Source organism: Steroidobacter agaridevorans (assembly GCF_009932555.1).
Taxonomy (GTDB): Bacteria; Pseudomonadota; Gammaproteobacteria; order Steroidobacterales; family Steroidobacteraceae; genus Steroidobacter; species Steroidobacter agaridevorans.
In genome coordinates this window covers 763,375-777,398 of the sequence record NZ_BLJO01000002.1, presented here as the reverse complement: position 1 = coordinate 777,398, position 14,024 = coordinate 763,375, and the positions used below count along the sequence as shown (strand labels likewise).

Here is a 14,024-nt window from a genome sequence, read left to right as displayed (position 1 = left end):
ATCAAAGGCGTGCAACTGTACGGCGATGTTCGCGCGCGCTCGCAAGGCGATGAGTATGCCGAGGACAACGCGACCAACGTCTATCGCGACTTCCAGGCCATCAACGACGCGGGCGGCATCGGTCCGGCCGGCCTCGATGCACTGTTGAACACCACCGAGGACCGCAATCGCCTGGTCGGCCGACTGCGCCTCGGCCTGCGCGCCGATCTCGGCAACGCTTTCGGTCTGGATATGCGTATCGCCAGCGGCAACATGCGCTCGCCCGTGTCGACGAATCAAACGCTCGGCAACTATGGCAACCGGTGGGAAGTCGCCGTCGACCGCGCCGCGGTTCTCTGGAATCCCATCAGCAGCGGCCACCGTCATGAGTTCGATCTGCGTCTCGGCCGTTTCAACAATCCTTTTGTCGGCGTGAACGAGCTGCTGTGGGACGGCGATCTCACGTTCGAAGGCATCTCGGCGACTTACGCCATGGATCTGTTCGGTAACGATCCGGATCGCATGGAGCGGGGCTTGTTCCTGACGGCCGGCGCGTTCCCGCTGCAGGAAGTCGCGCTGTCCTCGGACGACAAATGGCTGTTCGGCGGCCAGCTGGGCGCGGAGTTCGCATTTGGCCAACAGACGCGGCTGCGCTTCGCGTCGGGTTATTTCGCGTACGAGAACATCACCGGCGTGCGCAACGTTCCGGAAGGCACGTTGTTCGATTTTACCGCGCCGGAGTTCCTGCAGAAGGGCAACACGGTCTTCGATATCCGCAACGACACCGATAACAGCACCGAGTTGTTCGCGCTGGCCGGCAAATACGAGATCGCCAACGCCAGCCTGCTGCTGGATGTGGGCTTCGGCTCCACGCATGTCACGATTGGCGGCGAGTATGTGAAGAATCTGGGTTGGGAGACCGAGGATGTCTTCAACCGCACCGGCGCCCTGATCGATGAACGCACCGAAGGCTACGAGTTCGCGGTGTCGGTCGGTCAGCCGAGCTTGTCGGCGCTGTGGAGCTGGCGCGCCTTCATGTCGTATCGCTATGTGGAGCGCGACGCCGTGCTCGATGCATTCACGGATTCCGATTTCCATCTCGGCGGCACCGATGCGAAGGGCTATCAGCTCGGCTTCGATCTGGGCCTGTCGCGCGGCGCCTGGCTGCGGCTGCGCTATCTGACCGCGAACGAGATCGACGGGCCGCCGCTGGGCATCGATGTCTGGCAAATCGATCTGAACGGTGTGTTCTGACCAGCGCGGAGAGCACGGACATGATCAGAGCAGCGATTGTCTTGTTGGCATGCTCAGTCGCTTGCGTCGCGCAGGCGCAGGTTCAACGCAGCGGCAATGCGGACGCGCGTGTCGCTCAGCAGCTGCAACAGTTGACGAGCGAGAAGTCGGCATTGCAGGCCGAGAACGACAAGCTCAAGCAGGAGCTCGAGCAGGCGAAGGCTCAGTTGCAGAAGTACACGGTCGTGACCAAGGATCTGGATACTCGCAACAAGGCATTGATCGCCGCGGCCGGCAAGGGCAGCACTGCCATTCAGCAGCTCGAAGAGCAGCTCGAGCGCGGCAAGGCGCAGAACCAGGAGCTGGTTGGAAAATTTCGCGAGACCGCGCAGGCGCTGCGTGACGTCGAAGCGGAGCGGGTGACGCTCAAGTCACAAATGGCGGCGAAGGAGCGCGACTACAAACTGTGCGTCGACCGCAACGTCGGCTTGTATAAAGTCAACGATGAAATCCTGGATCGCATGGAAGATCGCGGCTTCTGGTCCCAGGTGACCGAGCGCGAGCCGTTCACCCGGATCCAGCGCACGCGCCTGGAGAATCTGATCGACGACTATCGTTATCGTGCCGACGAGCAGCGCCTGGAACTACAGCCGTGAATCGTTCATTGCTCAGTGGCCGCAGCCAGCAGCGTCTCATCGAGCTGCACCGGGCCGCCAACGTCGCCATGCAGGAGTTGAATCAGCATCACAGCCTGCTGATCGGCGCGCTGCTGAGCTGTGACAATGCCACGCAGCGGATGATGCTGGATGAGCATCGCGCGATTTCAGCGGCCGCGGTCGAGGCATTGTTGAAGTTGGGGACGTTTCTGAATCATTGCCGGATCGCCGAGAGCACGACGGCCGATCCCACTTGACCGATCCCCACGGTGTCCCCCGGTTTCGATCGGACGGACATCGCTTACTCCGGCCTCTGCCAGGATTGGCGGAGGCCGGAGCTTTTTGGGGGCTCGATTACTTGCGGCGACGGCTGACGCCGGCTAGGCCGGCAACACCGGACAACAGCAGCCAGGCGGCGGCCGGCAGCGGCACCGGTGCGGGCGCGAGCACGTACATGTTCGGGCCTTCATCCACGATATAGATCACGCCATTGCTGTCGATGGTGACGCCTTCGGCGGAGGTGGTGATGCCAGCGAGGCTGTACATGCTCAGCACGCTACCAGTGCGGCTCACTTCCAGCAGCCGCGCCGACTCCTGGCTATAGATCAGCAGATTGCCGTAATCGGGTGACGATGGATCCAGCACGGTCGACAAGACCTGCACATCCGAAAGGTCGATCAGACCGAGGCCCGCAGGATTGAACAGCGATGTGACATTCGCAGTGCCACTCGTGCCGGCGCCGAAGCTCAACGTCGCGGCGTTGACCTGCTGCGGCGTCGTTTCCTTGACGACGATGTACTGACCGGTGCTCGGGTCGTAAGAGATGCCTTCGAGGCCGACGTTGCCCACCGTGACGCCCAGCGAGGCGGACGCGAGGCTCGAGCGGGCGACGGCGCCGCCCGCGGTGTACGTCAGCACATAGGCGTCCTGCAGACGCTCTTCGACGACCACGAAACGGCCGCCACCGATGTAGGTGACGCCTTCGGTGTCGTCGAAGCCGCTGAGCGACATGGAGCTGAGCAGCGTGCCGTTGCGGTCGACTTCGACGATGGCGTCGCCTTCGTCGCCGACTACGAACAGCGAATCGCTGTCCCAGTTCCAGGTGACCGCGGACGCTTCCGACGCCGGACCGGCCGGCAAGCCGACCGTCCGTTCGAGTCGATAGTTGCCGAGGTCGATCGATGCAACCTGCGCGCCGGCGATTGCCGGTGCGAGCAGCACGGCGGTGGCGATCAGAGAACGAATCTTCATGAGTTATCTCCTCTGTGTCGCGATCATTCAGGCGCGGCGACGACGGATGCCGGCCAGGCCGGCAACGCCGGACAGCAGCAACCAGGCGGCCGCCGGCAGCGGCACTGGAGCGAACGAGCCAGGATTGCCCACGTCCACGTTGTTCAGGTCGACATAGGAGCCATACGCGTCGCCGACCGAGGCAAAGATCCAGCCCAGCGCATTGTTGGCGCCAAGCACGCTCAGGTTCAGCGGATTGCCGCTGATGTTCTGCGCGCGGATCGAGCCGGGGATCGTGCTGTCGCCATAGGTCAGGCGATCGACCAGGTTGCCGCCGGCGTCATACAAATTGATTTCATCGGCACGGCCGAGGTTGGTAGTGTTGTTGCCGATCACGTCGACGGAGGCGGAAAGATTCCACACGGAACGGAAGGATGCGGCGTCGGCCTCCGTGAGGATCACCGACTCGCCTGGATTCACCAGGCCGAAAGCGCTCAGGCTGACGGTGCCGGCATTGCGGGAGTCGTCGTCGAAGCTCCAGCCCGTGAAGTCGATCGCGCTCGTGCCGGTGTTGGTGAATTCGATGTACTCGCCGGTCTCGCCGGTGCCGTTGTACATCCATTCCGTGATGTAGATATTGGCGGATGCGACCGGGGCGAAGGCGGCGCTGCTCAGCAGGGCGCCGGAGCAAAGAAAGTTACGCAGGAAAGAAACATTCATGGGCGAGCCTCGTCATATGTTTGTATAGGTGCAGGTCATGCAGCGCCAATGAGCGCTGCAGCAGGCGACCGTACGAAACTGCTGTTGCGTGACAATGAACGATGCGAACGACAAGCGCGCCACTGACGTATGTCAATTGCGTGTAGGAAGCTGCGGTGAGATCCAAAGACGCGCTCGCAAGTCCTTGTCTGACGATGTTTGTACTTTCAAACGACTTTCGTGGCGCAACGGTACTGCAAGATTGCCGTAAAGGTTTCAACTTGGCATAACGTCGGTTTCATTCATAAATCGCAGCATGCGCACCGTCCAAAGAACAATCAGTGGCGGGAGCGGATGTGACAAACCGGGTTTCCATACTGCAGCTCAGTGCGCTGGCCGCTTTGGGATTGGCGGCCGCTCAGGCGAATGCGCTGTGTTCCTTCGGCGGCTCGGGCGAGCCGTCCCTGCAGGGAAGCTTCGACTCCATGCTTGGCGCCAACACGCTGAGCGCGACGACCTCGTGCCTGGACGATGGCGACGATGCGGCGTGGACCACGGTGGGCTCGATCGGCCAGATCGACATCGTGCTGGAGCTCGCCGGCAACGCGAGCACCAACGTGTTCGGCGTCTACGATCTGAACAACCCGAACGCACGCCTGTCGATCTTCGACGGCGCCGATGCGGCGGGCGATCAAGCGGTGCTGCGTCTACGGCAGACAGTCAACGGCTGGCGCGTCAGCGTCCAGGAAGTCGGCTCGGGAGGCTGGACGCATCAGCTCATCTCGACTTCGGCTTTCGGTTTCTATCTGAGCGTGCAGGACCAAGGGACGTTCTATAGCCAGAGCGCCCGCAATGCCGATGGTGTCGATCATCTTTACGCTTATCAAGGCACCGGCACCCCGTTCCTGAGCGGCACGCTCGAGGGCGAGTTCTTCAGTCGCGAGGACTACATCCTCGCGTGGGAAGACCTGCTGAGCGGCGGCGACCGTGACTATCAGGATTTCGTCGCGGTCGTGCAGGACATCACGCCGGTGCCGCTGCCGACGCCGGTTCTGTTGCTGATCTCCGGGCTGGTCGGCCTGGCGGGGGTGTCGCGAAGGACCGCGTAACTCACAAAATAACAAACAACCCGATCGACGGGAGAGCGGAGGCCAGAGCTGGCACTCCGCCGCCAGTGCTTGTGTCACGCTTTCATCATTTGTTCAAAGTCCTGTCATTTGCCTACCGGAGTATTCCCGACCGCGGCCGGGCCGGTCGCACATAACGTGTAGCGCAGGGGACAAGAAACATGGACAGCCGCAAGCAGGCCGTCTCGATTCGCATGAGCGCGGCTGATATTCGCAGCGTCAAGCGCCTGGCGGAACGCCTCGGCGTTCGTGATTCAGATGTCATACGTTTCGCCGTCAAGGTAATGCTCGGCCGCCTCGCGCCGCTGCATGACCTGGGCGTGCGCGGCAAGAGTCTGGTGCCAGTGTTCGTCGAATCGGGCACCGACATCTTCCGTCATTTCGAGCTCGACGCCTTGCGCCTCGACTCGATCATCAACCAGGGCGCGGATCCGGACGCGCGCGTCGACTCCGACGACATTCAACTCATCGCGATGAGCGGCATCCAGCAGTCGTACGCCAAGCTGCGGCTGTCGAGCATCAGTCACAACTATGGCCAGAGCCATGCCAGGAATGGCAACGGCGCGGCGCCAGATAAAGCGGGTCGGGCAGGGAAGCCCGGTGAAGAAGACGAGCTGGGCAACAGCCTGCGGAAGTATCTCTATGAGAAGTACGTGTATCGGAACAACAACGGCGGGTCACGCTCGCCAGTCGAACTGGAGTGAAATATGAAGGGCAGGATTAAATTCGCGGCGATCGCCTCACTGGTGCTCGGCCTGTTTGCAACTTCGATGGCGGCGCGTGCCGAGCACGTGCAGGCCGAAACGCCCTGGTTCTCGGGCGTGCCGCTGCAATCGCTGGTCAAGGGACCGGCGGGCAGCACGATCAACAGCACGCAGCTGGTGTGGGGCACGAGCCTTTCCGTGAATGCGCTAAGCGCGGCCAGCGCCGGCACGCTCACCGTGCGTCTGACCGATATCGAGTGGCCGCACGCGTTGTCGTCGCTGTCGCTGCTGGTGACCGACCTCAACGGCCTGTGGGAAAAGATCGATGGCAGCACTGGCCCCGACGGTCTGATCTTCAATCTGTCCGATCCGGCGAACCTGTTCGTCGCCGTGTTCGCGCAAAGCGATAGCTGGCACATGCCGGGCCTCTACAACCTGCAGGCGAACTTCTCGCCGGTGCCGCTGCCGGCTGCCGCGTGGCTGCTGCTGTCGGGTCTGGGCGGTCTGGCCGTGTTCCGTCGCAAGCAGTCGGATCGATAGCACACACATATATATAACAAGCGCGGGCGGCTGATTTTCATGCCGTGCCGCGCTTTCTTATGCCAGACCTGTCGTGACTTTGAATTTCAGCGGTCATACGAATGCGTCGCCCCAAGATTGTCATGTTCCATCGATACGCTCTCGCGCTGTTGTGGATGCTCTGCGCGCACGTCGGTGCTGTGCGCGCCGATGAACCAGAGCCGTATCGCATCCAGCCCGGAGACGTACTGATGGTTTCGGTGTGGAAAGAAGAGGCGCTGATGTCCGAGGTGCTGGTGCGTCCCGATGGCGGCATGTCCTTTCCGCTGGTCGGCGACGTACGCGCGTCTGGCCGCACCGTCGACGAGTTGCGCACGCTGGTGAACGAACGGCTCAACAAGTTCATTCCAGATCCGGCGGTCACCATCGCCGTGAAACAGATCGGTGGCAATCGGGTGTATGTGCTCGGCAAGGTCAATCGACCGGGTGAATTCACATTCAGCCAGCCCATCGACGTCATGCAGGCGTTGAGTCTGGCCGGTGGCGCAACGTCGTTCGCTGCGCTCGATGACATTCAGATCCTGCGTCGCGAGTCGAGCGGCAAACAGACGTCGCGGCGCTTTCGCTATAGCGACGTGGAACGCGGCCGCAGCCTCGATCAGAACATCCTGCTGAAAAGCGGCGACACCGTGGTGGTGCCGTAATTCACATGGCGCGAACGGGGACGCAATTGACGTGTGTGGCGCTGTGCTCGGCAGGCACGGCGCTCTGCGCTCAGCAAGCAGCTGCTGCTGAGTGGCAGGTCGTGCCGTCCGCGTATGTCGGGACGTCGTACGCCGACAATCCACGATTGTTGCCCGACGGTGGGGATTCGACGGAAGGAGCGATCGGCGAGCTGAGCGCCAGCTTGACGCGTCTGACCGAGAGATCGGAGCTGACGCTGCTGCCTCGCATGGCTTCCTCTCGTTACAGCGATGAAGATTCGTTGGACAACGACAATCAGTACCTGACTGCAGGCTATCGCAGGCAGGGCGAGCGCTCGGTGTGGAACACGGAAATCGGCTTCACTCGCGACACGACGCTGACCAGCGAGCTTGGGTCGACAGGCCTGGTGCAATCCAATCGCCGGCACGAAGCGAGCAGCGTCACGATCGCGCCCAATGTCACATTCACGGAGCGGCTCAGCGGCGGCTTGCAGATGTATCTGACGGACCACAGGTACGTCGACGCCGAGTTCAGCGGGCTGGTCGACTATCGGTACATGGCGCTGTCGTTGTTCTCGACGATTGCTTTGACCGATACAGGCAGCGCTCTCACCGTCAGTGCGCAGGGGGGAGAGCTGTCGACCGAAGGATTCGGTGGCTCCGCGACTCGCGACGGCTCGGTGCGGCTGGGATGGAGTTTTCAACCCTGGCTGTTGTGGACGGTCGAGCTGTCGGCCGGGCCGTCGATCGTCGAAACCGACAACGCCAGCGACTCGGGCTATGTGTTCGACGGCGAAATAAAACGTCAGAGCGAGCGCTGGTCGTTGACGGCAAATGCCGAGCGCAGCCAGTCGCCGACCGGTCGCGGCATGCTGACCCGCCGTCACGCGCTCAAGTTGAGCTTCAATCGCGCGCTCACCGAAAGACTCAGCACCAACGTGGCGGCGCACTGGGTGAGCACGGAAGACTTGTTGCCGCAGCAAAGCGGAGGGGCGGCGTATGAAGTCCAATACGCTCGTCTCGACATTGGCGCGAGCTGGCGTCTGTCGCGTAACTGGAGCCTGTCGCTGCAGCTCAGCGGCAACACACAAGACTATGAGCTCGCCGCCGAGCGGGCCAACGGCTATCGAGCGTCATTGAACGTCGTATGGAACGGTCAACCTCAATCCCTGTGAATTCCCAGTCGCGCTCGTTGGTGGACTATGTCACCGCTGCGCGCCGTCGTCGCGTGCCGGCCATCGTTGCGGCGGTCTCGGTGCTGGTCATCGCGGTCGCCGCCGCGATTTTCTGGCCACCGACTTACCGCTCCACCGGCATCATCCTGATCGAGCAGCAGGAAGTGCCGGTGGATCTGGTGCGCTCGATGGTGTCGAGCTATGCCGATCAACGCATCCAGATGATCAGTCAGCGCGTCATGACTTCGGACAACCTGATGCGCATCATCGATCGCTACCAGCTCTATCCGGACAAGCGTCGCACCGAGCCGCGCGAGGCGCTGTTGAACCGCATGCGCGACGACATCCGGTTCTCGATGATCAGCGCCGACGTGGTCGATCCCCGCTCCGGCCGGCCGGTCAAGGCGACGATCGCGTTCTCGGTCAGCTACGACAGCGGCAATCCGACGCTGGCCGCCAAAGTCGCGAACGAGATCACGACACTCTATCTGAACGAGAACCTGGAGAGCCGGCGGCAGACAGCCGACGACACCGCGACGTTCCTCACCGCCGAGGGCGACCGGCTGAGCAAACAAATCGATGAGCTCGACGGCAGGCTCGCGGCCTTCAAGGAACAGAACGTCAACAATTTGCCCGAGCTGTCGCAGCTCAACATGCAGATGATGAATCGCGCCGAGGAGGAGTTGCGCGAGACCGAGACTCGCATTCGCTCCCTGGATCAACAGATCGTTTATCTCGACGCCCAGCTGGCGCAACTGACGCCAGCGGCTCAGATCTACACGGAAACCGGCCAGCGCATCCTCTCGCCGAGCGATCGACTGAAGACATTGAAGTCGGAGTACGCTCGAGCGAGCGCCATTTATGCACCGACCCATCCGGACATCCTGCGTATGCAGCGCGAGATCGATGGTTTGGAAAGGGAAGTCGGCCGTGTCGATACCGCAAACGATCTGGCGCGCCAGTTGAGCGACGCGCAGAGCCAGTTGGCATCCGCGCGCGAGAAATATGCGCCCGATCACCCGGAAGTGAAGCAATTGGAGCGCATGGTCGCATCGCTCGAAAGCGTCATGCGGACTGCGCCGCTCACTTCCGAGGCCGTGCGTGCCGACCCTGACAATCCTGCCTACATACAAGTGAGCGCGCAGCGGGAAGCTTCGTCGAATGAGCGCCGGGCGCTGGAGAAGAAGACGGCAGCGCTGCGCGCCAAGATCGCCGAGTACGAACAGCGCCTCTCCGAATCGCCCGAGATTGCCCGCGAGTACAGCGCCATTGCCAGGGAGCTGGAGAACGCGCAGTTGAAATATCGCGAAGTGCGACAGAAACAAATGGAAGCGACGCTGTCGAGGAATCTCGAAACCGAGCGCAAGGGCGAGCGCTTCACATTGATCGAGCCGCCGATGGCGGCCGAAGAGCCTGTCAGCCCGTATCGCACGGCCATTCTGCTCATGGGGATGGTGCTGTCGCTCGGCGCGGCGGTGGGCATCGTGCTGCTGCTCGAGGCTCTGGATACGAGCATTCGCAGTCGCCGTGACATCGAGGCGCTGGTTGCCGTGCCTCCGCTAGCTGTGTTGCCGTGGATCGAAACTCCAGCGGAACGCACCGGCAAAACCAGGGTGAGACGCTTGTCGCTCGCTGGCGCCGCGACCAGCTTCGTGGTGGCCGTTGTGATGATCCACTTCTTATATCGTCCGCTCGACGTGCTCTGGGCAGTGGCGTGGCGCCGCTTCTTCGGTTGAGGGTGATTCGTGGAACGTACTACTCCAAGAGCTGTGGATCTGGCGACATTCGCACATCGCGAGGTGCGCGCGGATGCGCCTATCTCGGTCGTGCCGCCGAGGGCTGTCGCGACCGAAAATAGCGTCGATTTCACCGATACGCTGAAGTTCAGCTCGCCGGTGGTTCAGTTCTCGGAACAGCAGCGCGATGAGGCACGCATTCTTCCGCCAGGCGCAAGCGGCCCCCATGGCGCCGCTTACAAGATGTTGCGCACCCAAGTGCTGCGTCGATTGGATCAGCTCGGCGCGAACTCGCTGGGCGTGATGAGTGCCCAATCGGGCGAGGGCAAAACGCTCACGGCCGTCAATCTGGCGATTGCCATCGCCGCCGATCCGGCGCGCACCGTGCTGCTGGTCGATTTCGATCTGCGCAATCCAAACATTCATCGACGTTTCGGCCACGAGCCCACGGTGGGCGTGGAGGATTGCCTGCGCCTGCGCAGGCCGGTGCAGGAAGCGATGTTCAAAGTCGCAGGCTACGAGCGCTTGACGATTCTGCCGGCGCGCGAGCGGGTCGAGCATTCCTCGGAACTGCTGATGTCGCCCGCGACCGCCGAGATCGTCAACGAGATGCGCACGCGTTACGCCAATCGGGTCATCATCTTCGACGTGCCGCCGGTGCTGCAGGCCGACGATGCGCTCGCGTTCGCGCGCTATCTGCAAGCCGGGCTGCTGGTCATCGGCGAAGGCAAAGCACGCCGTGACGATGTGGCTCGGACGTTTCAGTTGCTGCACGATCTTCCGTTCGTCGGCACGGTGCTGAACGGTTCGCGCGAGCCGGCCGGTACGGCCTACTGACGATGCTGCGCATCGTATTCGTCAACCGGTTTTTCTATCCGGATCTGTCTGCCACCAGCCAGATGCTGTTCGATCTCGCCTGTCGGCTGGTGGAGCAGAACGTGGAAGTGCACGTGGTGTGCTCCGATCGTCTGTATGACGACCCGAGCCAGCAGCTGCCATCGCAAGAAAATGTTCGCGGCATTCATGTTCACCGGACCTGGACTTCGCATTTCGGCCGCGGCCGCCTGTACGGCCGGGCCATCGACTACGGCAGCTTCTATGTCACAGCGAGCGCCAGACTGCTCCGGCTATTGCGTTCGACCGATACGGTCGTCGCGAAGACCGACCCGCCGCTGATCTCCATCGTCGTCGCCGCGATTGCCAAGGTGCGCGGTGCGCGACTGGTGAACTGGCTGCAGGATGTGTTTCCGGAGGTGGCGTCGCACCTGGGCGCGAACCCGCTGCCCGCGTGGCTCGATAGCCGCCTGACGAAGCTTCGCGATTATTCCCTGTCGATGGCCCGGACCAACGTGGTGCTGGGCATGCGAATGCGGGAGCACCTGGAAGCGAGAAACATTCCCGGCGAGCGCATCCGGATCATCGAAAACTGGGCCGATGGCGATGCCGTGACCCCCAAGTCGGTTGAGTCCTGCGAGCTGCGGGCGCGTCTGGGCATCGCGGATAAGTTCGTCGTAGCCTATTCTGGCAATCTCGGGCGCGTGCATGAATTTGAAACTCTGCTCGACGCTGCCGAGCGCCTGAGCGTGGATCCGAACATCGTATTCCTGATGATCGGCGGCGGCGCGAAGATGGAGCAGTTGCAGGCTGCGGTGACGGCGAAGCGTCTGCCGAACTTTCGTTTCCTTCCCTATCAGCCGCGCGAGCTGCTGTCGGATTCGCTGGCGGCGGCCGATGTGCATCTGGCCTGTCTGCTGCCGCAACTGGAAGGCCTGATCGTGCCGAGCAAGTTCTACGGCATTCTCGCCGCCGGCCGGCCGACGATTTTCATCGGCGATGTCGATGGCGAGCTGGCTCGCATCATCAACGCTGCGGGATGTGGCGCGGCGGTCAGCGTTGGCGATGCCAGTGCGCTCGTCGCTTCGATCTCGCGTTTGCAGGCAGACCGGATGTCCCGGGAACAGATGGGACACCGCGCGCGGGCGCTATTCGTGGAGCGCTATACGGTCGGTCGCGCTACGCGTCAGTGGCTGGAGGCTCTGCAAAGCGTATGAAACGTGCCGCGCTCGCAATCCTGTGTCTCTGGTCGGCCATCGGTTCAGCGGGTGAGACCGGCTGCTTTCGCATCTTCGATGCCACGGGGTTCAAGCTGAAGCCGGACCTGAAGCAATACGGCATCGAAACCGCCACGGTCATCTACGTGCATCTCCACTACTGGCCGGATCCGGCGCGACGGCAGGAGTTGCCGGAGCGCTCGCTGGTCGATTTGACGGTGAAGCAACTGCTCGCGAGGGATCAAGGGTCGCCGTTGCTGATCACGGACCTGGAACATTGGCCCAACAAGGGCAGCGATGCGGTCGTCGCGGAGAGCGTCAGAAAGTACATCACGCTGGCGGGGTGGACCCAGGCCAGTGCCGGCGGCAGCGCCGTTGGATACTACGGTGTGCCGCCGTTGCGCGATTACTGGCGATCGCTGTCCGATCCGACCTCCAAGGAATATCGGGCGTGGCAGGCTGAGAACGATCGTTTTCAGGCGTTGGCGGACGCTGTCGACGTGTTGACGCCATCGCTCTACACCTTTTATGAAGACGAAGCCGGCTGGGAGCGCTCGACGGTGGAGAATATCCGTGAAGCGCGGCGACTCGCCCCAGGCAAGCCGGTGTATCCATTCATCTGGCCGCAATATCACGAGTCGAACAGCAAGCTGCGTGGACAGTATCTGCCTGCGAGCTACTGGCTGAAACAGCTGCAGATCCTGGAGGCAAATGTCGAAGGCGTGATCCTCTGGTATCCGCCCGGCAACAACTGGAACGGCATGGCGGAGTGGTGGCTCGCCACACGCGCTTTCATCGAAAGCTCGAGCCGCGTTTGCCGTAACAAACAATGAATGCCGTCGGCCTGGCCACCTACGCGGCGTGCATCGCGTTGTTGTTCATCGGCACGTTGTGGCGTGCGCCGGTGGCGGTCGCTGCCGTGCTGTGCATGTTCGGCCTCGACCAGCTCGGTCAGATATCGCATCCCTGGCTGCTCCAACATCAAACATTCACGAACTACGTCGTCGGCGTGCTGTTGTTAGTGGGACTGGTGCGCAAGCGCGGCGGCGCCTTGCAGTCGTTGCCCCGCTCGAAAATCTGGCTCGCCGTGCTGCTGTACCTCTATGCGCTCACGTCGTTACTGTGGACCAGCGTGCCGGAGCTGGCTTGGAAGCAATGGCACGCGGCTGGCCCGTATGTGGCCGTCGCGCTCGCCTGTCCGCTGCTGGTCACGAGCGAGAACGACATGCGGCTGGCATTGCGCTGGACCAGTGCGATCGGACTGACACTGGCGTTCGTCGTGCTGATGTTCGGGCAGTGGGGCGTCCGCGGCCTGATGGTCGGCTCGCACGCGGATGAGACCAATCCGCTGGCGCTCGCCAGCCTCGCGGGCGTAGCCGCCGCGGCGACGTTGTTCGTCGGCTTCGGCCGCAGGAATTGGTTGGAATGGCTGCTGCGGCTGGCGGGCGTCGTGATTTGTGTCTTGATCATCATTCGGTCCGGCTCGCGCGGCCAATTGATCGCCGTGATGGCATCGCTGGCGCTGATGCTCCCGGTGCGATTCTCTCTGGCCAGAGTGCGTGGCCTGGTGCCGGCGGTGCTCGCGTGCGTAGCGCTCGCGGTGGCGCTCGATATCGGCTCATCGCTTTACATCGTCAACAATGAAGCGCGCTGGACGGGCGAACAAGCGACGGCGGATGTAACCGGGCGGTTCGACATGGTGCTGGCGCTGCTCGAGGAGTGGAGCCGGTCTCCGCTCACGATAGTGTTCGGTCTCGGCAATTCAGCGTCCTTCGATCCCACGCTCATTGGCGCCTACCCGCACAACATGCCTGCGGAAGTGCTCGGCGAGGAAGGTCTGATCGGGTTCTCTTTGTTGCTGGCGTTACTGATCCCCACGGCCTCGGCCTTCTTACGGCTGCGCCGGCAGGCGCAACAGCGGCCCCAGTATGCCGAAGTGCTGGCCGCGAGCGGTGCGGCTGCTTTGTTTTGTTTCATCCTGTCGCTGAAAGAGGGGAGTCTGCTGGGCAACTTCCTGGTTTTCACGACGACGCTGCTGGCCGGCCGCGTGGCTCATTCCATTGGCCGGCAGCCCCAATCCGAAGCGCAGATCGAGCACGCATCGAGCTCGGCACGCCCGCCGGCGTTTGCCAACCTGTTGCGCTGAGCCGGCGCTCCATCGCCATCATCATCTCGTCATAAATAGCATGCAAATTGCGCCCCTTGCGCGTC

The 14,024-nt window shown here is 62.4% G+C and carries 15 protein-coding genes; 13 read left to right on the top strand and 2 right to left on the bottom strand.

Annotated elements, in window-relative coordinates; translation table 11 throughout:
- The 3 genes from GYH35_RS10190 to GYH35_RS10180 all read left to right on the top strand — a co-directional run.
- A partial coding sequence (locus tag GYH35_RS10190) for a putative porin (RefSeq protein ID WP_161828314.1) occupies positions 1-1,233 on the top strand: 1,233 nt, incomplete at its 5' end.
- 20 nt (positions 1,234-1,253) lie between these two features.
- Positions 1,254-1,868: a hypothetical protein gene (locus GYH35_RS10185; protein WP_161828313.1), complete on the top strand. Its 615-nt coding sequence runs from the start codon at positions 1,254-1,256 to the stop codon at positions 1,866-1,868.
- Entirely contained in the window at positions 1,865-2,125 is a 261-nt protein-coding gene (locus GYH35_RS10180) for a hypothetical protein (protein ID WP_161828312.1), read from the top strand. The genes GYH35_RS10185 and GYH35_RS10180 overlap by 4 nt, the downstream gene beginning before the upstream one ends.
- 97 nt (positions 2,126-2,222) lie before the next feature.
- Here the strand turns inward: GYH35_RS10180 and GYH35_RS10175 are convergent, their stop codons facing one another.
- Both GYH35_RS10175 and GYH35_RS10170 read right to left on the bottom strand, forming a co-directional pair.
- A complete protein-coding gene (locus tag GYH35_RS10175; protein WP_161815850.1) occupies positions 2,223-3,119 on the bottom strand; it encodes an SdiA-regulated domain-containing protein in 897 nt (298 codons plus the stop codon).
- Between the two features lie 27 nt (positions 3,120-3,146).
- Positions 3,147-3,818, bottom strand: a complete 672-nt coding sequence (locus tag GYH35_RS10170) for a lamin tail domain-containing protein (protein WP_161815849.1) — start codon at positions 3,816-3,818, stop codon at positions 3,147-3,149.
- A gap of 335 nt (positions 3,819-4,153) precedes the next feature.
- Here GYH35_RS10170 and GYH35_RS10165 point away from each other — a divergent pair, with 335 nt between their 5' ends.
- The 10 genes from GYH35_RS10165 to GYH35_RS10120 all read left to right on the top strand — a co-directional run bounded on the left by GYH35_RS10165 (position 4,154) and on the right by GYH35_RS10120 (position 13,959).
- Positions 4,154-4,906 carry a DUF4114 domain-containing protein gene (locus GYH35_RS10165; protein ID WP_161815848.1) on the top strand — a complete coding sequence of 251 codons (753 nt, stop codon included), beginning with the start codon at positions 4,154-4,156 and terminating at the stop codon, positions 4,904-4,906.
- Positions 4,907-5,085: 179 nt separating this feature from the next.
- Positions 5,086-5,628, top strand: a complete 543-nt coding sequence (locus tag GYH35_RS10160; RefSeq protein WP_161815847.1) for a ribbon-helix-helix domain-containing protein — start codon at positions 5,086-5,088, stop codon at positions 5,626-5,628.
- A gap of 3 nt (positions 5,629-5,631) precedes the next feature.
- A complete protein-coding gene (locus GYH35_RS10155) occupies positions 5,632-6,168 on the top strand; it encodes a VPLPA-CTERM sorting domain-containing protein (protein ID WP_161828311.1) in 537 nt (178 codons plus the stop codon).
- 122 nt (positions 6,169-6,290) lie between these two features.
- A complete protein-coding gene (locus tag GYH35_RS10150) occupies positions 6,291-6,851 on the top strand; it encodes a polysaccharide biosynthesis/export family protein (RefSeq protein WP_202624212.1) in 561 nt (186 codons plus the stop codon).
- Between the two features lie 5 nt (positions 6,852-6,856).
- Positions 6,857-8,026, top strand: coding sequence for a hypothetical protein (locus tag GYH35_RS10145; RefSeq protein ID WP_161828310.1), 1,170 nt, complete (start codon positions 6,857-6,859; stop codon positions 8,024-8,026).
- The gene (locus GYH35_RS10140) at positions 8,023-9,762 is read left to right on the top strand and encodes a GumC family protein (RefSeq protein WP_161828309.1); all 1,740 of its coding nucleotides are present in this window, start codon (positions 8,023-8,025) and stop codon (positions 9,760-9,762) included. Before GYH35_RS10145 ends, GYH35_RS10140 begins: the two co-directional genes overlap by 4 nt.
- A 9-nt stretch (positions 9,763-9,771) precedes the next feature.
- On the top strand, positions 9,772-10,599 hold the full coding sequence (locus GYH35_RS10135; RefSeq protein ID WP_161815843.1) for a CpsD/CapB family tyrosine-protein kinase: 828 nt from the start codon (positions 9,772-9,774) through the stop codon (positions 10,597-10,599).
- A 2-nt stretch (positions 10,600-10,601) separates the two neighbouring features.
- Entirely contained in the window at positions 10,602-11,813 is a 1,212-nt protein-coding gene (locus GYH35_RS10130; RefSeq protein ID WP_161828308.1) for a glycosyltransferase family 4 protein, read from the top strand.
- A complete protein-coding gene (locus GYH35_RS10125) occupies positions 11,810-12,646 on the top strand; it encodes a hypothetical protein (protein ID WP_161828307.1) in 837 nt (278 codons plus the stop codon). The genes GYH35_RS10130 and GYH35_RS10125 overlap by 4 nt, the downstream gene beginning before the upstream one ends.
- Positions 12,643-13,959 carry an O-antigen ligase family protein gene (locus GYH35_RS10120; protein WP_161828306.1) on the top strand — a complete coding sequence of 439 codons (1,317 nt, stop codon included), beginning with the start codon at positions 12,643-12,645 and terminating at the stop codon, positions 13,957-13,959. Before GYH35_RS10125 ends, GYH35_RS10120 begins: the two co-directional genes overlap by 4 nt.
- The last annotated feature ends 65 nt before the right edge of the window (positions 13,960-14,024 follow it).